At 58.2% G+C, this 20,133-nt stretch carries 13 protein-coding genes; 6 read left to right on the top strand and 7 right to left on the bottom strand.

From position 1 onward, the window contains the following. Positions 1 to 409 precede the first annotated feature (409 nt). Positions 410 to 2,752 (top strand): mechanosensitive ion channel domain-containing protein, encoded by a 2,343-nt coding sequence (locus tag OO25_RS12640; protein ID WP_040180730.1) that lies wholly within the window; start codon positions 410 to 412, stop codon positions 2,750 to 2,752. A gap of 4 nt (positions 2,753 to 2,756) precedes the next feature. Here the strand turns inward: OO25_RS12640 and OO25_RS12635 are convergent, their stop codons facing one another. From OO25_RS12635 to OO25_RS12615, 5 genes are read right to left on the bottom strand one after another with little or no spacing between them, the layout of a single operon-like run. Further along, the gene (locus OO25_RS12635; RefSeq protein WP_040180488.1) at positions 2,757 to 4,133 is read right to left on the bottom strand and encodes a CoA transferase; all 1,377 of its coding nucleotides are present in this window, start codon (positions 4,131 to 4,133) and stop codon (positions 2,757 to 2,759) included. Between the two features lie 37 nt (positions 4,134 to 4,170). Beyond that, positions 4,171 to 5,325, bottom strand: a complete 1,155-nt coding sequence (locus OO25_RS12630) for an ABC transporter permease (RefSeq protein ID WP_040180487.1) — start codon at positions 5,323 to 5,325, stop codon at positions 4,171 to 4,173. Beyond that, the gene (locus tag OO25_RS12625; protein ID WP_040180485.1) at positions 5,322 to 6,350 is read right to left on the bottom strand and encodes an ABC transporter permease; all 1,029 of its coding nucleotides are present in this window, start codon (positions 6,348 to 6,350) and stop codon (positions 5,322 to 5,324) included. The genes OO25_RS12630 and OO25_RS12625 overlap by 4 nt, the downstream gene beginning before the upstream one ends. Positions 6,351 to 6,362: 12 nt before the next feature. Next, a complete protein-coding gene (locus tag OO25_RS12620) occupies positions 6,363 to 8,306 on the bottom strand; it encodes an ABC transporter substrate-binding protein (RefSeq protein WP_040180483.1) in 1,944 nt (647 codons plus the stop codon). After that, positions 8,299 to 10,077 carry an ABC transporter ATP-binding protein gene (locus tag OO25_RS12615; protein WP_040171084.1) on the bottom strand — a complete coding sequence of 593 codons (1,779 nt, stop codon included), beginning with the start codon at positions 10,075 to 10,077 and terminating at the stop codon, positions 8,299 to 8,301. Before OO25_RS12615 ends, OO25_RS12620 begins: the two co-directional genes overlap by 8 nt. 276 nt (positions 10,078 to 10,353) lie before the next feature. Between OO25_RS12615 and OO25_RS12610 the strand changes: the two genes are divergently transcribed. The 3 genes from OO25_RS12610 to OO25_RS12600 all read left to right on the top strand — a co-directional run bounded on the left by OO25_RS12610 (position 10,354) and on the right by OO25_RS12600 (position 12,391). Next, positions 10,354 to 10,863: a class I SAM-dependent methyltransferase gene (locus OO25_RS12610; RefSeq protein WP_040171083.1), complete on the top strand. Its 510-nt coding sequence runs from the start codon at positions 10,354 to 10,356 to the stop codon at positions 10,861 to 10,863. A 112-nt stretch (positions 10,864 to 10,975) separates the two neighbouring features. Next, positions 10,976 to 11,605 carry a glutathione S-transferase family protein gene (locus OO25_RS12605; protein ID WP_040180480.1) on the top strand — a complete coding sequence of 210 codons (630 nt, stop codon included), beginning with the start codon at positions 10,976 to 10,978 and terminating at the stop codon, positions 11,603 to 11,605. 120 nt (positions 11,606 to 11,725) lie between these two features. Beyond that, the gene (locus OO25_RS12600) at positions 11,726 to 12,391 is read left to right on the top strand and encodes a TetR/AcrR family transcriptional regulator (RefSeq protein WP_014879118.1); all 666 of its coding nucleotides are present in this window, start codon (positions 11,726 to 11,728) and stop codon (positions 12,389 to 12,391) included. 9 nt (positions 12,392 to 12,400) lie between these two features. On the opposite strand, the gene OO25_RS12595 is transcribed toward OO25_RS12600, so the two are convergent. Next, entirely contained in the window at positions 12,401 to 15,823 is a 3,423-nt protein-coding gene (locus tag OO25_RS12595; RefSeq protein ID WP_040180478.1) for an indolepyruvate ferredoxin oxidoreductase family protein, read from the bottom strand. Between the two features lie 139 nt (positions 15,824 to 15,962). Here OO25_RS12595 and OO25_RS12590 point away from each other — a divergent pair, with 139 nt between their 5' ends. Then, on the top strand, positions 15,963 to 16,433 hold the full coding sequence (locus OO25_RS12590; RefSeq protein ID WP_040171079.1) for an Lrp/AsnC family transcriptional regulator: 471 nt from the start codon (positions 15,963 to 15,965) through the stop codon (positions 16,431 to 16,433). A gap of 48 nt (positions 16,434 to 16,481) precedes the next feature. Here OO25_RS12590 and OO25_RS12585 read toward each other — a convergent pair whose 3' ends face one another. Further along, entirely contained in the window at positions 16,482 to 16,874 is a 393-nt protein-coding gene (locus OO25_RS12585; protein ID WP_014873552.1) for a DUF3307 domain-containing protein, read from the bottom strand. A gap of 294 nt (positions 16,875 to 17,168) precedes the next feature. On the opposite strand from OO25_RS12585, the gene OO25_RS12580 reads away from it, so the two are divergent. Beyond that, positions 17,169 to 20,126 (top strand): ABC transporter transmembrane domain-containing protein, encoded by a 2,958-nt coding sequence (locus OO25_RS12580; RefSeq protein WP_040180477.1) that lies wholly within the window; start codon positions 17,169 to 17,171, stop codon positions 20,124 to 20,126. Positions 20,127 to 20,133 lie beyond the last annotated feature (7 nt).

The raw sequence follows: 20,133 nt of genomic DNA, 5'->3' as shown, positions 1-20,133 counted from the left end.
GGTGGCGGCACCGGCATGATCTAGCAGGTTGCCGTCGCAGCGGATGATTGGACACATCTGTCCACCTCCCGCATCAGCGGCTGTGCGTGTTGGCTTGGCCAGGGTCCGCCTCAGCATAGTGTCGCCTCAGGTTGCTCAGCCTGACACGCTACGGGCCAAGGCACAGATCGTTTCTGCGTCCGGCCAAAACGTGGAAGGCGGCCTATGGCGCCCGTCGGCCCCGTCCCGTCCTTGCGTCTCACGCGGTACGCTGAATTTTCTATAACGCGCAGAGGCATAAGTTGCAATCAAGCGCTGAAGGACTGCAATAATCCCGGCCTCTTCATCCATGTAACCGTGCAAAGACTTGATATTTTCACCGTTTTGCGGCCTTGGTGAAGAAATGGTTACAATTTCAGAGGTGGTGCGTATGCGGCGACTGGTATCGCAATTTCTTATCTGCTTGATCGTGGCGCTCTCCTTTGCGGTCAGCGGTACCTCTGAAGCACTGGCGCAGGCCACGGCTTCCACCAGCGAAGATGATCTGGCTAGAGCGATCGAACAGGCGGCTGATAGCGGGGTTGGCGTGATCATCGTGGATGGGCGTGGGAAACTCGTCTCCCCCTCGGATACACCGACCGACGCCACCCCGGTTCCTGCGACAGATCAGATGGACGGCGCCTCGGCGCTGATGAAGGCACAATCCGAGGTCGAGCAATTCGGCGCTGCCTTGGAAAGTCGCCTTGAAGCGATGCCCTATTCGATATTCGAAGTGCAGTACATTCTGCGGCAGACCAGCCCGGACGGCCGCATTATCACCTATGTGAAGGTGCTTGGCTGGAGTCTGTTCCTATTGTTTATCGGCCGTTGGGTCTCGGTGGAGATCTACGGCAAACGGATTGCCAAGAAGCATGTGGTGGCACGGATCAAGGAGAACCCCGAGGGCTATCAGGACAAAATGCCGTTTCTGGTATTTCGCTTTCTCATGGGCGTGGTCGGAACCATTGTGGCCATGGCCTTTGCGCTGTTGACGTCCTACCTGATCTTCGGATCGTCCGGGAATTCATCGGTGAAGTTCACCGTTACCGCCATCTACACCGCGTTCTTCCTGTCCAGATCGGTCTCGGATTTGTGGCGGATGGTGCTGTCCCCCTACCTGAGCCAATACCGCATCCCCGTTTTTTCGGATCGGGATGCAAGGCGCCTTTACGTCTGGGCCTCTGTGCTAGCGACCTACGACATCTGTTCAGTGCTTTTTGCCACCTGGGTCGGGGATTTCGGCCTGAACTACAATGTTTATGCGCTCGTCTACGGCGTGCTGGCGCTGGTGGGCACTTTGGGTAACCTTTTGATGGTGGTGATCAACGCCCGCGCGATTTCCAATGCAATCCGCGCAGGCCGCCCGCCCGAGGCCTGCTCATGGCTGGTCCGGCTGCTGTCTGTGGTCTGGGCGCCGGTTCTGGTGATCTACATCATCTTCGGCTGGCTGGAATTGGCCTTCGATCTGGTGCTTGAGCGCGATATGTCGCTGCCTCTGATGGCTGGGAGCTACTCGGTTCTAACCTCGATCCTCGTGGTCTACGGTATCATCAACTATGTGATTGAGCGTTTCTTCAACCGGACGCGGCGGCGGGCTCCAGTTGAGAGTGCTGCCGGTAGCGACGAGGATGACGCCGTCTCTGATGGCGATGCCATTGAAATCGCGCCGCAGCAGCGGCATCCGGTTGCCACCTTCGAAGATCTCGCGCGTCGAATAGCGGGTATTTTAGCGTTCACCGTCGGTTTCTTCGCAATGGTTGCCATCTGGAATCCTGAGGCCGCTTGGATGGAGAATTCCCGACTGTCACGGGTGAGCGACATCATCGTGATCCTGTTTATCGGCTACATCGTCTATCACATCGCCCGGATCTGGATCGACAGCAAGATCGACGAAGAGGTCGGAGATGTGCCCGTCGGTGAGTTGGGCGACGAAGGTGGTGCCGGTGGGGCCAGCCGGCTTGCCACCTTGTTACCCCTGTTTCGGGGCGCCATTCTCGCGGTTGTCGTGGTGTCCATCATCCTGATCGTCCTGTTGGAACTGGGGATCAACGTCAGCCCGCTGTTTGCCGGTGCCGGTGTTGTTGGCCTTGCCGTTGGCTTCGGTTCACAAACGCTGGTGCGGGATATCTTCTCGGGTGCGTTTTTTCTGGTCGATGACGCCTTCCGCAAAGGCGAATACATCGATATCGGCGATGTCAAAGGCACGGTTGAACGCATCTCTGTTCGCTCGTTTCAGCTGCGGCATCATCTCGGAGCCCTGCACACCATCCCTTTTGGGGAAATCCGGGTGCTGACCAATTATTCTCGTGACTGGGTCATGATGAAGCTGCCGCTGCGGGTGACCTATGACACCGACGTCGAAAAGGTTCGCAAGCTGATCAAGAAACTGGGACAGGAATTGCTGGATGATCCGGTGATCGGTGACACATTCATCCAGCCCCTGAAGTCGCAGGGCGTGATCGAAATGCAGGATTCCGCGATGATTATCCGGGTCAAATTCATGACCAAACCCGGTGATCAATGGCTCGTGCGCAAGAAAGTGTTTCAGGAAATACGCGACCTCTTTGCTCGTGAAGGGGTCAAATTTGCCCACCGTGAGGTCACCGTGCGTTTGGCGGAAGATCAAGCAGATCAGGCGCCGAAGGATAAGCGTGATCTCGCAGTCGGCGCGGTTCAGGCCGCTATTGATGAGGATCTGATGGATGTGAACGATGGCGGGGGAGACGACCGCTAACGTCTTATGCGGGCCAGACTGGTGCGGCAGTACCTGCGGCTGTTGCAGGCTGGTCCCAGCGCATCGGGGTTTCACCAACCTTCAATGGCGGCAGCAACCGGCGCCCCGGCCCCCAGCTCGCTAGCTCAATTTGGTTGGCGTAATCGGCATCTGCCGCGCCCATGAGCGGGCCAATCGGAGAGCTGTCGTCACCGTGATGCTCTGTCAGGGTCGCAAGCGCATGAGCGGTGCGGGCCAAGGACAGGCGGGCATCTCCGACGGGATCGCCCTGGCTGGCCTTGGTCAGAGCATTCAATACAGCGGCAGCCATCAGATAGCCGGTGGCGTGGTCCAACGCCTGAACCGGTAGTGGTACTGGTTTGGCCGATGTATCAGGCGCGATCTGCCCACCTGCCATCCAGTGCCGCCCACGCTCCGCGATGCCGCTGCTCATCTGTACGAGGCTGTCAAAGCCTCTGCGTTTGGCCCATGGGCCGCTCCAGCCATAGGCATTTAGCCGCACATCAATCAGGTTCGGAGTGAGCTTTCGCAGTCTTGAATTATCGTATCCCAGCCCCTCAAGCGCGCCGGGACGAAAACCATGCACCAGCACGTCAGCCTTTGCCAGCAGGGCTTCGAATTGATCACGTCCCTGTTCGGAGCGCAGGTCCAGGGCTGACATCTGTTTACCCAGTGAAATATCCTGAAGAACACCGGGCTCATCCCATCCCGGCGGGTCGATCCGCAGCACCGTCGCACCAAACGCCGCCAGGGTTCGCGTCGCTACTGGACCTGCCAGAACACGGGTGAGGTCCAGTACCCGAAGCCCTGCCAAAGGTCGCTCCGGTGTGGCTTCGGGCCGCTCCCGCATGTGAATAGGGCGGGCATTGCTCCATGCGATCAGCGGCTCCGATGCGACAGCCTGCCCTTGCGGATGGGTTTGCCACTCTGCGGCGCTGCGCATGGCTGCGGCAACGCCGCCTGCGGTAACAATAGCCTGTTCCAACGTATCGCCCGGCTGTTGTGCAACTGCGTCGCGAACGGCTTCCGGCTCGGGGTTGCAGCCCAGAACATTCAGCGCAGCCGCGCGATGATGGGGCAGGTTGGTGTGAAGGCGGATCCATCCATCAGCGGTTCGATAGTCACCTGCCAGAGGATCCCAGAGATTGGGCATCTCCCAGCCCTCAGGACGAAAACTGTAGCGAAACCACAGCGCGGCACGGCGTTGATCTAGGGTGATTGGCAGCGCACCTGCGGTGAGATTTGTGGCCTTCATCAATTCTGCGAGGGCGACCCCGACCGCCGCCAGCGAGCGGTTGGCCAACTCCGAAACAGCATAGCAGCTTGGCCAGTGATCGCCGGGGATCACGCGGAACATGTCGTGGTCGGGAAGATCGCGCATTGCCGCCCCTTTTTGGTGGTTGTTAGACCGGCGTGGCTTATTGCTGATAAGGATCCAGACTGTCACGCAGCCCATCGCCTAGGAAGTTGAACGCCAGCACAACAACGATGATTGGAAGCATTGGGATAGCGGTCCAAGGGTAGATTTCTATCGAGGCAAGGTTCTGTGCATCATTAAGCATAACCCCCCAGCTTACCGCAGGCGCGCGCAGACCAAGGCCGAGGAACGACAGGGCCGTCTCCCCCAGGATCATCGCTGGGATCGACAGCGCGGCTGAGGCAATCAGATGCGACATGAAATTCGGTAGCAGATGTTTGCGAATGACCCGTCCTGACGACGCGCCCATCATTTCGGCTGCGCGCACATATTCTTCTTCTCGTAAGGACAAGAATTTTGCCCTGACTGAACGCGCAAGACCGGGCCAGTCGAGAATGCCCAGAATGATAGAGATCACAAAAAATACCGCAACAGGTGACCAGTTGGAGGGTACAGCCGCCGAGAGCGCCAGCCACAATGGCAACTCTGGCAGGGACCGCAGGATTTCGATCATACGGTTGATCGTCCAGTCCAGTTTGCCACCGAAATATCCGGCCAGAGAGCCAAAGAAGATGCCTAGAATGAAGGACACGGTGATACCGATCAGACCTACGGTGAGGGAGAGCTGTGCGCCATAGAGAATGCGGCTGAAGACATCGCGGCCCAAACGGTCGGATCCCCAGATGAAGAGCGTGGCACCTTCAGGGGCGCAGAAAAGATGCGTGTTGGAGGGGATCAGCCCAGCAATCTTGTAAGTCGCGCCCTCACAGAAATACCGAAGCGACTGTGGGTTCTCCAGATCGGGTTTGAAGATCCATTGGAAGGTTTCGAGATCCGCCTCCGAGGTCATCGGATAGATGAACGGCGCGCGAAGACTGCCTTCGTGAAACAGATTGATGGACTGCGGAGGCGAATAGATATGCTCACTGTCGCGATCGTTTGGCCCATATGGCGCAATGAAACCAATGACCGGAAGCAGCAGATAGCAGACCAGCAGGAAGATACCTGAGGTGAGGCCCAGTTTGTGTGTTTTGAATTTGCGCCAGATCAGAACCCAATTGGGGGCATCCAGATCCTTGCGCTCCAGCTCTTGCAGGGCTGCATCCGGATCATAGGGGGTGGTGTCGACATAGCGATTGTCGGGCTGTGTGCTCATCGCTTGCGCTCCTCATAACAGATGCGGGGATCCAGCATGACGAGCAACACATCGGAAATCATGGTCCCGATCAGCGTCAGCAGCGCAACAAACATCAGGACAAACCCGCTGAGGAACATATCCTGTGTCTTAAGAGCAGTCAGCAGGGTGGGGCCGATGGTCTGCAGGCCCAGAACGACAGAGACCAGAACCGAACCGGAGATCATTGCGGGCAGCAGATTGCCAATATCCGCAACAAAGGGATTGAACGCCACGCGCAGGGGATATTTGGTGAGCATTCGTGCCGGGGCCATCCCTTTTGCGATGGCGGTTTCCACATAGGGTTTGCCCAGTTCGTCCAGCATATTGGCACGCAGGCGCTGCATCATGGCGGACGCACCAGAGGTACCGATGACGAAGGTTGGCACGATCAGGTGGATCAGGATGGACTTTACCTTGTCCCAGGTCATGGGTTCGCCTTCATAGGAGGGATCCATTAGCCCGCCTATGGGCAGGTCGAAATATTTGTGCCCGTAATAAAAAAGGATCAGTGCCAATAGGAAGTTTGGCGTGGCAAGCCCAAGGTAGCCCACGAAGGCGGAGGTGTAATCTACCCAGGTGCGTGATCGGGCCGCTGCCAGAACGCCCAACGGAAGCGCGACAAGATAGACAAACAACACTGCCGCAACATTGACCAAAACCGTAAGCCAGAGGCTCTCACCAACGATTTCGGCAACCGGCCGGTCAAATTCAAAAGACCAGCCAAAGTTGCCCTGTATCATACCGGAAAACCCATGTGGGCCGGGCATAAACCCCATCCAGATCATATATTGCTGCCAAAGGGGGCGATCCAGCGCATATTCTTTTCGCAGAAATTCGGCTTTTTCGACGCCAGAAGACTGACCAGAGGCGCGCAGCTCAGCGATTTGGTTGGACAGGTAGTCACCCGGAGGCAGGTTGATGATGATGAAAATCAGCACAGACACCACCAGCAGCGTCAGCAACATGGTTCCGAACCGGTAGATGGCGTAGCGCAGGATCTCCATTAACGCGGTTCCTCAGCCCTTGCCATCTTCGAAGAAGAACTCATCCGGGCGGTAGATGCCAAAATGGGCGCCGGGATCCCAGGCCCAAATCCCTTGTTGCGGTACATTGCGCAGTCGGTTGCTGACCACAACCGGTTGCGGTGCCGCAGCGACGAGGCCGATAGCGTAGACCTCATCCGCGTGGATCTTCAGCATTTCCTGCCAGGCGCGTGTTCGCTCTTCATCGGTCTTGGCCGCTTCCCAGTCATGCCAGAGTGTCATGAGCCTTTGCGCGGGTTCAAGGTCGGGAGCCTCGCCAACATCGCCACCGGTCTGGTGGTACTGGCCCCATTTTGGCCAGGACAGAAACACCTGATCCGTTGGTGCCAGATACGCAGGCGAGGTGTAGGTCTGTGGCAGGCCATTGTCCCAGCCATACCAGACGGACGCCATGGTGGTGCCGGAAAACACCCGGTTGCGCAGGATGTCACGATCCAGCGGACGCATCACCAGTTTGACACCGACATCGCGCCAATCGTCCGAGATGATCTGCAAAGCGTTTTCGACCTCCTGCCGCTCCCCGGCCGTTTCCACAACCAGTTCCATCGGTCTGCCATCGGGGAGTTTGCGAATGCCATAGCCGTCGCGCTCGTTCAGACCGGCCTCATCCAGCAGCTGATTGGCCAGCTCAGGATCATATTGTGCCCAAGCCGCGCGGAGGGCGGGGTCAAAGAAAGGGCTGGCCTCCAGAACCGTCATGGCACCGGGCTTTGCCAGCTTGAAATACAGCGCCTTGTTGATGCCTGCGCGGTTGATCGCCACGGACAATGCGCGGCGAACACGGGTGTCGCGCAGCACTTGGCGCCACTGGTCGTCGTTGACGTTGAGATTGGGATAGATGGCGATTTGCGACGCGGTGCCATTGCCCCAGAGGTAGGTCTTGTAGTCAGCGCCATCGCTTTCGCCCTTGCGCAGGATCGGAATGTCGCGAAAGCCAAGGCCACGGGCCTGAAGATCTGCCTCACCGGCATTGGTCTTGGCGGCGACCAGCCCACCTGCCACGATTTCCATCTCGACCGTGTCGATGTAGGGCAGCTGAACGCCACGGCTGTCGACACGGTGATAATAGGGGTTGCGAACGAAGAGGTGTCGGATTTTCTTGCCCGAGGTGGCGTTGATCCAGGGCTGAAGGGTCGGCAATTCGTGATTGTCGAACTTGTACATATTGTCGAGCTTGTTGTGCAGCGCGGCCCAGCTTTTGACCCGGGCGTAGTCGACCTCCTCTGCAAGTTTTGCGGGGTCCGCATAGTCTGCGTGAAACTGTTTCAGATAGGCGGAGGGGCGATAGATAAACGGCGGGCTGGCCTGTGCGAGGCTGTGTAGGAAGCTGGGGTTGGGGGCCGCCCATTCGTAAATTACGGTTGTTTCATCGGGGAAGCTGACCGTTGGTAGGGCGCCATCCACCTTCAGGTAGTCTGGTGCGCCTGTAGGATTGAGCAGCAGGTTATTTGCCACGTCTTTCCACCAATACTCAAAATCGGCTGAGGTAAACGGGTCTCCGTTCGACCAGCGATGACCGGGGCGCAGTTTCAGCGTGAACCGTCGATTGTCCTCAACCTCGAAGTCCAACAGTATATCGGGCTGTAGCTGGTAGTTTTCGTCGTAGCCCGCCAGCCGGGCGTAACCATAGACAACCATCTGCCGGATGTCTTTGGACCGAGTGACCATCGTGTTGAGGGTACCGCCCTGAATGCCGGGCTGACGCCCCTTAGCTTCCAGATCAACCACCAATGGCACTTCGGGCAGGCGCTCGGCAATCGGTGGCAGGTCGCCGGAATTGACCTCCTGCTCCCAAAATCCGCTTTCGACCAACGCTGCCGGATTGGCGATAGCAGAAGAGGCTATGGCAAGGGGCAGAACATGGGCCAAAAATGCGCCAGTTGCGAGGGTCTTCAGGGATTGGCGCAGATTAAACATGACATCGTACCTTATGTCCGGGTTCCACATGCACCAAAGGCGGGGCCGTGATGCCAGAGAATTTGAAGCGATCGGGCCAGCTGTCGGGTGATCCGGCACCCTGGGCGACCAATTTGAGGTTGATCGGGCGCGTAATGCTTGGCTCTGGTTGGGCGGCTATCAGTGCCTTCGTGTAGGGATGCTGCGGGTTATAAAACAGCGTTTCAGGCGGTGCCTGTTCCACCACCATACCACGACGCATCACCGCAACCTCGTCGGCAATGCGGGCCACAACAGCGAGGTCGTGACTGATAAAGAGGTAGGAGAGCTGCTGTTGGTCGCGAATATCCTCCAACAGGCGCAGGATCTGTTCCTGAACCGAGACATCCAGCGCTGAAGTCGGCTCGTCGCAGACAATCAGTGACGGATCCAGCATCAGCGCACGTGCAATGGACAGTCGCTGCCGCTGACCACCGGAGAACGCATGCGGATATCGCAGCAACATCTCAGGCTGCAGCCCCACCAATCGCAACATCTCAGCAGCGCGATCCCGGCGACTGCTGCGGTTGCCCAGGCCATGGATTTCCATCGGCTCGACCATGGCATCCTGAACCCGCATGCGCGGCGACAGGGATGAATAGGGGTCCTGAAACACCATCTGTGCAGCTTTTTGAAACGTCGTCCGACTGCTGCGGTTCATATCGTGAACGGCAATCGGTGTCGCGTCGGATGCAGACCTGAACAGCACCTCGCCGCCAGGATCGGGCATTTCGGCACCCAGTGCGATGCGGGCAGCAGTGGTTTTTCCGGAACCGCTTTCGCCAACAATCGCCAGTGTTTTGCCGCGCGGCAACGCCAGGTTCAGTTCCTTGCAGGCGTGAATAAGGGTCGGGGCTGACCAGCCTTTGCCTGCGCGCAATGCATAGGTTTTGGAGACATTCCGCAGCTCAAGGATCAGGTCGTCGCTTGGCACCGGGGTGACAGGTTCAGGCGTTTCGGGGATTTGCGGTGCTGCCTTGAACAGAGCTTGGGTATAGGGATGCGCTGGCGCGCCAAGAACGGTTTCCGCACTGCCGGCCTCCATTACGCGGCCCTTGTGCATGACAACGACCTGTTCGGCCATATTGGCGACCACACCCAGATCATGGGTTACCAGGATCATGGCCATGCCCGTGTCGCGCTGCAGATCTTTCATCAGTCCAAGGACTTGGGCCTGTGTTGTCACATCCAGCGCGGTGGTCGGCTCGTCCGCGATCAGCAAATCAGGTTTGGCAACCATTGCCATCGCAATCATCGCCCGCTGGCGCATCCCGCCGGACAGCTCAAACGGGTAGGATTTGTAGGTGCGTTCGGGATCGGGGAAGCCCACACGTTCAAAACAGGTCAGAACCTCGCGCTTGGCCGCGCTTTCGCTTTTTCCGCCATGCAGCCAAAGGACTTCGGCAACCTGGTTCCCAATCCGGTGCAGCGGCGAAAGCGAGCGCATGGGTTCCTGAAAGATCATCGCGATCTCATTGCCGCGAATATCGCGCATTTGCCGCTCGCCAAGGAGCCGCAGATCCCGCTCTGCACCGCCATTGACACCGCGCCACAGCATCCGGCCATGCCGTATCTGCGCGGCCTTTGGCAGAATGCGCAGAACGGCGCGGCAGGTCACAGTTTTGCCGGACCCACTTTCGCCGACAAGGGCAACGGTTTCTCCGGCAGCGACGGAAAAATTCACGTCCTGTACAACCGGGTCGCCCTGGCCAAATCCGATACTGAGGTTTTCGACAGACAGCAGAGGCGTCATTTAGCCTAAGCCACCAAGCCGTTGAGGCGCTTGCATAGCGGTTCCATATCCCCTGTTTTTTCGCCCACTGTCGCGCGCCACTGGGGCAATAGTCAAATCCCATTTCCATTCACTAAAGATCGATGTCGAAAATTTGAGCGTATGAGAGCGGCTAAACCTCGTGCTGTAGCGCCCGAACACCTATCGATAGGATGCTACACATTCGCGACAATCTCTGGCACAGCTGTCGCGGCAGGCCGCCTTCTGGCGCCAATCGTTACCCAAGGGGAGAATGCCATGAGCGAGCAGAACACCACCACCCGTCTGGATCTCTTTATCGACCGGATGGTCTCCCAACGGGCCTGCTTGGATGCGGCAATCACGCAGACAGCGGGCAGGAGCGAACCGGTTTTCGAATTGGGCCTGGGCAACGGGCGCACCTTTCACCACATGCGGGAGCGTATCCGAGATCGTGATGTTTATGTGTTTGAACGGGCGGTGGCATCGCACCCGGACAGCACCCCTGCGGAACATTTGACCATTCTCGGTGATGTCCGCGAAACTCTGCCTGCGGCGCGCACCCGGTTTCCTGCGGGCGCCAGCCTGATCCATGCGGATCTGGGCGGGCACAACCGGGAAAAAAACGACACCTTTGCTAGGATGATTTCACCTTTGATTGAACCGCTGCTGGCGATCGATGGTTTGATGGTGTCCTCTGACCGGATGTATTTCGACACGCTGGCGGAACAGCCGTTGCCGGAGGGAGCTGTACCGGGGCGCTGTTTCATCTACCGTCGAACTGCCTGACACGTCTTCGCCTTGCCGCACTGCTCTTAACGACGTTGGGTTTCTCTGGCCTCATCAGCAAAAACCAACCTAGGCTGATCCGGGATGATGGGCACTGGCAAGAGGTGACACGATGATATTCTACGACTGCAGCACTGCACCGAACCCGCGGCGGGCGCGGATGTTCATCGCGGAAAAAGGTTTGGACATCGAAACGCGGGACATCTCCATCGCCAAGGGGGAGCAGATGTCCGAGGAATTCCGCGCCATCAACCCGCAGGCGACGCTGCCGGTGCTGGTGACCGACGGTGAGCTGATCTTGACCGAGAATCTAGGGATCGCAGCCTATCTGGAAGCGTTGCACCCTGAGCCCCCCTTGATGGGGCGCACACCTGAGGAAAAGGGGCAGGTCCTGATGTGGCATGCGATTGTCGAGGCGCAGGGTGGTCTGCCTATTGCCGAGGCATTGCGCAACAGCCACCCGGCCTTTGCCCATCGGGCCATTCCGGGCCCGGACAACCATGCGCAAATCCCTGAGTTGGCAGAACGGGGTCGTAGTCGAACGCAGAAGTTCTTTGATCTGTTGGAGGCACGATTGCAGCAAAGCACCTTTGTGGCGCTGGATAATCTGACCCTTGCCGATATCGCTGCGTTTGTGTTTGTCGATTTCGCGCGCGTTATCAAAATGCGTATCCCTGAGGGGAATACTGCCACCCGTGGATGGTACGACCGGATCGCCGCGCGACCCAGCGCTCGACTGTAGGCGTTCTCTGGAAGAGGCGTCTGGCGCATGGATGGACAGTGGCCGAAAACAGCGGCAGATTGAGGGCGCTTTCTGTGGCTGCTCTGCCGCGTTCTCGATCCAATAATTCAGGGGCCTGATATGGCAGATAAACCCGTTCTGCATCGTGACGATCCAGATGCCGCTCCGCTGGTTGGCAACATCAAGGTTACCCGCGCGGATTGGCTGAATGTTGCCATGGATGTTCTTATTACCGATGGGGTGGAACAGGTGAAGGTGCTGGCCCTCGCCGAGCGGATGGGCGTGTCGCGCTCCTCATTCTACTGGTACTTCAAATCACGCCAGGATCTGCTCGACGCGCTGCTGACCAGCTGGGAACAGACCAATACGATCGGCATGATCGGGCAGGCTGAGGCGCCGGCTGAAACCATTGCGGCGGCAGTGCTGAATGTGTTTCGCTGCACCGCCAATCCGCAGCTGTTCAACACGGCATTGGATTTCGCGGTGCGTGACTGGGCGCGCAGATCCGGTCATGTACGCAATATTCTGGATATGTCTGATGCCCGGCGGATCGACGCGCTGACGGCGATGTTCCGGCGCTATGACTACGCGGAACGCGACGCGGAGACGCGGGCGAAGGTGCTCTACTATATGCAGCTGGGATACGACATGGCAGGCCTGAATGAGCCCTATGACCAGCGGCTCAGTATGACCGGTGCCTATTTGGAAGTGTTCACAGGGCAAGCAGCCAGCCCCGAAGAGCTGGCCGAATTTGCGGACTATGCCAGAGAATTCTGGCGTCCTTGACCGGTGATATCAAAGTGACTCCAGCTGGGTGTTGACCTCGGCTTTGACCTTTTTAGCCGCCGCCATCCTCACAGGACCATAACCCCGTATATCCATGGGGGCGCTCAGCACTTTCAGCCAGGCGTCATGATGCTCAGGTGAATAGCGCTCCGTGGCAGTGGTGATGATGGCCTGATACCACGTCAGCAAGTCGCGGTGCAGACGCGCCTCTTCGTGGCGCCCAAATGGGTTCCAACGGCTGCCACGCATGCGGCGACCCTTGGCGAGAAGGCGCAGCGCGGGGCGCATCCAGGAACCGAACTGCATTTTCTGAGGACGTCCGCGCGCATCTGTCTTCCGGCTGAGAAGCGGCGGCGCGAGGTGATAATTCACTCGAAAGTCGCCATCAAACTCGGCTTCAAGCTGATGTCTGAAGCTTTCATCGCTCAGCAGACGGGCCACCTCAAATTCGTCCTTGTAGGCCATCAGTTTGAACAGCGATCGCGCCGCAGCGGTCACCAGGGTGTCTGACCCGCTTGCGGGGAGCGCGTTGCGCAGCGCCTCGAGCAGGGCGGTATAGGACTGTGCATAGGCGACGTCCTGATACCCGGTCAGGAAGGTGGCGCGCCGGTCAATCAGTTCTGCCAGCGTTTCCTCAGGGGCTGCTGCTTCATCATAAAGTTCGGACAGGCGCGTAGGGTCGTGGGCAAATGCACGCCCGATGGCGAAGGCCAGGCGATTCTTCTCGATGGCGACCCCGTTGAGCACAATTGCCTGATCCAACGCTCCGAGGCTCACGGGCACCAACCCTTTCTGCCAAGCAAAGCCAAGCATCATCACATTGGCCAGAACCGCATCACCGAGGAGGGTCTCAGCCGCCTCGTTTGCGTTGAACCCTGACAGATTTTCGGCACCGATGACATCCGAGATGGATTTCTCACGCAGGTTGGCCATCAGGTCTGCATCTCGACGTAGGACCAGATCGCCTGTCGGCATTTCGGCGCGGTTCAGTACCATCTTGGTGCCCGTGCGATAATGGGCGGAGGCTTTGGGCGCAGAGCTGACGACCACATCACAGCCGATGACGGCGTCTGCGGCACTTTGGTCGATGCGCACCTGATGCAGGGCATCCGGTGTATTGGACAGGCGAATATAGCCCAACACTGTGCCAAACTTCTGCGCAAAGCCGGTGAAATCCAGCACGCTGGCACCTTTGCCCTCCAGATGGGCAGCCATTGTGATCAGCGCACCTACGGTGACCACTCCGGTGCCACCAACACCTGTCACCAGAAGATCGAACGGCTCTTTCAGTGACGGTAGGGCCGGGGGTGGCAGATCTGTGGTCAACGCCGAAGCATCGATTGCAGCGACCTCCTTCTTGCGTCGTGTCGCGCCCTCGACGGTCACAAAGCTGGGGCAGAAGCCGTTCAGGCAGGAGAAATCCTTGTTGCAGCTGGAGAGGTTGATTTTACGCTTGCGACCAAAGGGTGTTTCTTTTGGCTCAACGCTCAGACAGTTGGATTCCACAGAGCAATCGCCACAGCCCTCGCAGACCAGATCATTGATGAAGGCAAAACGCTTGGGGTCCTCCATCGTGCCGCGCTTGCGGCGGCGGCGCTTCTCAGTGGCGCAGGTCTGTTCGTAAATCAGGACGGTGACGCCCGGGATCTCGCGCAGTTCGCGCTGGACGCTGTCCATGTCGCGTCGATCATGAAAGCTGGTGCCTGCCGGGAACTCCGACTTGGAAAATTTCTCAATGTTGTCCGACACCAATGCGATCCGGTCAACGCCTTCGGCGCGGCAGGTCTGGGCGATGCCTGAGACACTCACCGGGCCATCTACCGGCTGACCGCCCGTCATTGCAACGGCGTCATTATAGAGAATCTTGTAGGTGATATTCGTATCGGCCGCGACCGCCTGACGAATGGCCAGCGAACCAGAGTGATACCACGTCCCCTCACCAAGGTTCTGAAACACATGTTTGCCGCCATTGAATTTGGAGGCGACTGTCCAAGGCACCCCTTCGCCGCCCATCTGGGCGTAGCCAGCGGTGTCGCGGTCCATCCAGCTCGCCATAACGTGACAACCGATACCGGAATTTGCTTTGCTGCCTTCGGGCAGTTTGGTCGAGGTGTTGTGAGGGCAGCCCGAGCAGAAATACGGCGTACGGGTGGCACCCGGTACATTCAGCAATCGGGGTGGTTGCGCGGTCAGGGAATTCGCCCGATCCAGCAGGTTTTCCTCCGGGAAAAACCGGTTCAGCCGTTCTGCAACAATCGGCACCAAGGTCAAAGGGGACAGCTCACCGGTCCAAGGGATCAGCGGGTTGCCCTGGCTGTCATGTTTGCCAACCATCCGCTCTGGTTTATCGCCAGGCCAGTCGTAGAAGTATTCCTTGAACTGGCTTTCGATTATACCGCGCTTTTCCTCGACGACCAGAACCTCCTGTTTGCCCTTCACAAAACGCAGCGCCTCCGTTCGAGCAAGCGGCCAGACCATGCCAACCTTGTAGATATCAATGCCCAAACGCTTGCAGGCGGCCGGATCAAGGCCAAGCAACCGCAGTGCTTCCATCAGGTCGAGGTGACCCTTTCCAGTGGTCACAAACCCGAACGTCGCTTTTGGCAGGTCATAGATCCGGGTATCAATCGGGTTGGCCTCGGCAAAGGCACGTACCGCACGCAGTTTGGCGTGGATCCGGGTTTCGATCTCGGGAGAGGGGAGATCGGAGCGGCGGATATGCAGGCCACCTGGGTAGTCCGGCAGCTCCGGGTAGGTGAAATTGCGGTCCGGGCGCAGGTCCACCGAACGGGCGCTTTCCACGGTTTCCGAAACGGCCTTAAATCCGACCCACGTGCCGGAGTAACGCGAAAGCGCAAAGCCATATTCGCCGAATTGCAGGAACTCAGAGACATCGGCAGGGTTCAGGACCGGCATGAACCACGACATGAAGGCCACATCGGATTGATGGGGCATGGAGGAGCTGACACAGCCATGGTCATCGCCCGCAACCACCAGCACGCCGCCCTTTTCTGATGAGCCATAGGCGTTCCCGTGTTTCAGAGCATCGCCGGATCGATCGACACCCGGTCCTTTGCCATACCACATGGAAAACACGCCCTCGACCTCACAGTGAGGGTCGAGAATGGCTTGCTGCGCGCCCAGAACAGCGGTTGCGCCTAGATCTTCGTTGACGGCAGGCATGAAGGTAATGTTGTGCGCATCCATGCGTTTGCGACTGCGCCAGAATTCCAGATCAACTCCACCCAGCGGCGACCCGCGGTACCCGGAGACAAAACCCGCCGTGTTCAATCCCGCAGACTTGTCGCGCCGGGCCTGATCCAACATGACCCGTGCGAGTGCCTGTGTGCCGGTCAGGAAAACGCGGCCTTTGGTATACTCATATCGGTCATCCAGCTGGTAGCTGCGGAAATCATGGCTGAGCTGGGTCATGGAGGCATCCCTTGCATCAAAGTGGCTATCATCTGAAAGAATAACCCGGTCATGTAGAAAATGTGTGCCAGATTGTTTGTTTGCAGACCAAAAAGTGAATATACGTACCATCATGTGAGGTAATCTGGAAAATATTGCCATGAGTGATGAATTGGTGCTGGATGAGCGTGACCACCGCATCCTGACACTCCTTCAGCAGGATGCGCGGATGTCGAATGCGGATCTGGCTGACGCTGTCGGCATGTCCACCTCAGCGCTGTGGCGACGGGTGCGTATGCTTGAGGAGGCTGGCATCATCGAACGCTATGGTGCCGTTGTGAATTCAAAGGCGATGGGACTGGGGTTTCATGCCATCGTCCATGTCCAGCTGACACGTCATGATCGTGATAAGCTGGCAGATTTCATCAGGGCGGTGGAAACCAGCCGTCTGGTTCAGGAATGTTATGCGACCACTGGGCAGTCAGACTATCACCTGCGCGTGCTGGCGCCTGATCTGGACGCCTACAACCGATTTCTGGAAGAGTTTCTGTTCCGCTTGCCTGCGGTGGCCAGCGCGCAGACAAATGTGGTTCTGCGGACGATTAAACGCGACGAACCGGTGGCGCCCTAGGACGGGCCGAATTGGTGACGGGGTGTGCGCCGCTCGTCTCCGGGGGATCTAACCGAAACTCACATGGGCCCAGGCCGCTGCCATCGCCAGATAGGTGAGCTGGTGCAGCGCCTGATCGGTCCCCATTGCACGCCAATAGACAGCCATATCGGGCGCCAACTCTTTGCGCTTGGAATAGCAGGCCTTGCAATAGTCGATATTGAAATGGGCGACCCATTCCAGTGCGCAGATAATCAGAACAAACCCGACCGGTGCCCCCATAATCACAAATGCGATGATCGACCCCAATACATGAACCCCGGCATGTTGCGCGCGCCCCGCATGCAGATATTCCCCGCGGCCTGACAGCATTTTAGGCGTCTGCAGATAAAAATCGGCAAACATGTGCTTGATCTGAAGCAGGCAGAGCAATCCCAACAGGGATGCGAGAGGATCTGACAAAGGAACGGCCTCATTTTGTGTCGCGAGCTCTGAAAGCTTACGTATTTTTTGGATGCTGGCAAATGGCCTGTAACAGTATTCGTCGCGACGCCCCGTCAACTGTGTCGTATCTCAGTGTAGTCATGAGGCTTGTGAAGGACCTTTGATGACGGGATCGCCCTGTTGCCATTGCCTGCAACGGGCAATCCGGGCTAGGCATATCAGGATCCGTTTCCGCAACTGTCGCCATTTCGGAGCCTTCCAATAGAACGCACTCTCTTTCGGTTTATCTGGACTTACTCCAAGCGCGACCAGTTGGTCTTGCTGTTGGTTACCGCCTGCCTGTTTCCACTCTTGTACCTGACACTGGAGCTGCCAAAGCGCATCATCAATGATGCTATCGGTGCCCAAAGTTCCAGCATTGATCTGTTTGGTTATGAGCTGACACAGCTGCACTACCTTTGGCTGCTGTGTGGCGGGTTCCTTGTGGCGGTGCTGGCCCATGGTCTGCTGAAGATGCGCATCAACACGATGAAGGGCATTCTGGCCGAACGGATGTTGCGGCGGTTTCGCTATCGGTTGATCTCGCGCGTGCTAAGGTTTCCGCAGCCATATTTCGAGCGGGTCAGCCAGGGTGAATTGGTCTCCATGATCACATCCGAGAGCGAACCCATGGGTGGGCTCATGGGGGATGCGGTCAGCCAGCCGGTTCTGCAGGCGGGTCAAATGCTGACCATCCTGTATTTTCTGTTCATGCAGAATGTCTGGTTCGGGTTAGCGGCTGTTGCGCTTATTCCGTTGCAGGGCTGGTTGATCCCGATGTTGCAGCGCCAGATCAACCTGCTGAACAAGAAACGCATTCGCCAGATTCGGGCCTTGGCCTCCGAAATAGGAGAGAGTGCGGCGGGGGCGTCGACCCTGCGTCTGAATGGCGGCTGGCGCTACCGGATGGCTGTGATCACTGACCGGCTTGGCTGGCTTTATGACATCCGGTTTGAGATCTATCAGAAGAAATTCTTCATGAAGTTTCTCAACAACTTCATCACGCAGTTGACGCCGTTCCTGTTCTACGCGGTGGGCGGCTACTTGGTGCTGGAGGGCAAGGTCTCGCTTGGCGCGTTGGTTGCAGCTCTCGCAGCCTACAAGGATTTGGCATCGCCCTGGAAGGAGTTGCTGGCCTACTACAACCAGACGCAGGATATGGCGTTGCGTTGGGATGTCATTCTGGAGCGGTTCGATCCTCCGGGAATGGTTGACGAGGCGTTGATGACTGGCGCACCGGATGAATTGCAGCGCCTGAAGGGTGATATCGTCGTTGATGGGGTCAATGTTCGTGACGCCAATGGCAATCTCGTTCTGGAAGATCTGAACGCGCGGTTTCCGGCAGGGAAGGTGATTGGCGTCGCCGCCCCGTCGGAGGAAGACCGCCGCGCCTTGGCGGGGCTGCTGACCCGGGAATTGCTGCCCTCGGCCGGTGAGGTTTCGATTGATGGCCAGAATATGCGCGACATTCATCAGGCGGTGATCGCTGCACGTATCGGGCATGCCACCTCCCGACCGGTGTTGTTTCAGGGATCGTTTGGCGACAATGTGATGATGCCGATCCGACAGCGGCCACTGGGAGCCGCACAGGATCTGCGGCGGTATGATGTGGCGCAGCGGGCAGGCAATAGCCCCGATCCACTCGACGCGTCGTGGCTGGATCCGGCCCTCGCCGGGTTCTCCAGCGAGGCGGAGCTGCGCGACTGGTGGCTCAGGCTGGTTTCAGGCATTGGATCTGACACCGCGCTGTTTCGCCGCGGGGTCGAGCAACGCTTTGAGGCCTCAAGCCACCCGGAACTGGCGCAGCAACTCGTCGATTTGCGGGGCACCGTACAGCAGGCCGTCATCGACGCGGGCTTAGATGACTATGTGCATTTCTTGGCACCTGATCGGTACAACCCGGCACTGCCAGTGGCTGAAAACCTGCTTTATGCGACCACACAGGGCCGCATGAGCGAAGACGTGCTGCGCCAACAGGACGATTTCCTTGATCAACTGCGTGACCTCAATCTGGACGCGGATCTTGTGGCCCTTAGCCGTGATGTCGTGGAAATGCTGCGGCAGATCTTTGGTATCGATGGCACCGATCATCCCCTGTTCCGCAAGCTGGGTCTGGAGGCCTCGGCCTATGAGGGCGCGCTCGCGCTGGTGGACAAGACCCGTAACGATGGTGTCTCCGCGCTGAGCCATGAGGAGCTGGCGCGGTTGCTGATCGTCCCCTTCAGCATTTCTGCCGAGCAGATCGGTGCGGCGTTCAGCAGTGAGATGGAAGAGCGCATTCTGGCCTTCCGGCAGAGCCATTCCAGCCAGCTGATGGCGACCCTGGATGATATTTTCGAACCGCTTGATGACCGGGCATTTGCACCTGGCTTGACGGTTCTGGAAAACGCCCTGTTCGGCAAAATTTCCGATAGCGCCGGCGGGCGGGCGGAAGAGGTGCAGAAACTTGTCTCGGATGTGCTGGTTAAGAACGGTGTCCGTGATCACGTGGTTGAGCTGATCTTTGATCTGCCGATTGCGCTGGGCGGGCAGGGGCTTGCAGCCAGTTTTGCCGAACCGCTTGCGTTCTCTCGTGCGTCCATCAAACGTCCCGATATCTTGATCTTGGACGCCGCTATGGCGAGTTATGATCTCGACACCCGGATCGCGATCCATAAGAATCTGCGCCAGCTGTTGCCGGACACCACGCTGATTTACCTTGGCAGCAGCTTCGAGAGCCCGGATGTTTTCGACGGCTACTATGAACTGCGTCAGGGACGACTGGTCAGCGACAGCCCGGTTGCGGATGCGGTCAGCGATGGCGCGGGGAGTGCTGACCTTGCGCGCAAACTCAGAGCACTGGAGCAGACAGAGCTGTTCTCCGAACTCAATCGCCGTCAGCTGCGTCTCTTGGCCTTTGGCGCGCGCTGGTACACGGCAAAGGCTGGTGACACCGTGTTTCTGAAAGACGATGAGGCCAGCGATGGCGCGTATATGGTGCTGGAGGGGGAGGCAGGGCTATACCTGCCGCAGGACGGGGAGGCACATCGCCTGGTTGCCAAGGTCGGCGCCGGTCGTCTGGTCGGCGAATTGGGTCTGATCCGGAAGGAACCCCGTGCCCTCAGCATGATTGCGGAAACCGATTTGACCTGTTTGCGGATTGGTGAGGAGGAGTTCCTTGCGGTTGTCGAAAACGATGCAGCGACCGCGTTTAAACTGTTGCAAGTCGTTGCAGGCTATGTGTCAAGTTGATCGCTTT

Source organism: Phaeobacter sp. S60 (genome assembly GCF_000826845.1).
GTDB lineage: Bacteria > Pseudomonadota > Alphaproteobacteria > Rhodobacterales > Rhodobacteraceae > Phaeobacter > Phaeobacter piscinae.
The sequence above is the reverse complement of the archived record's forward strand: the minus strand, read 5'-3'. Positions and strand labels throughout refer to the sequence as shown.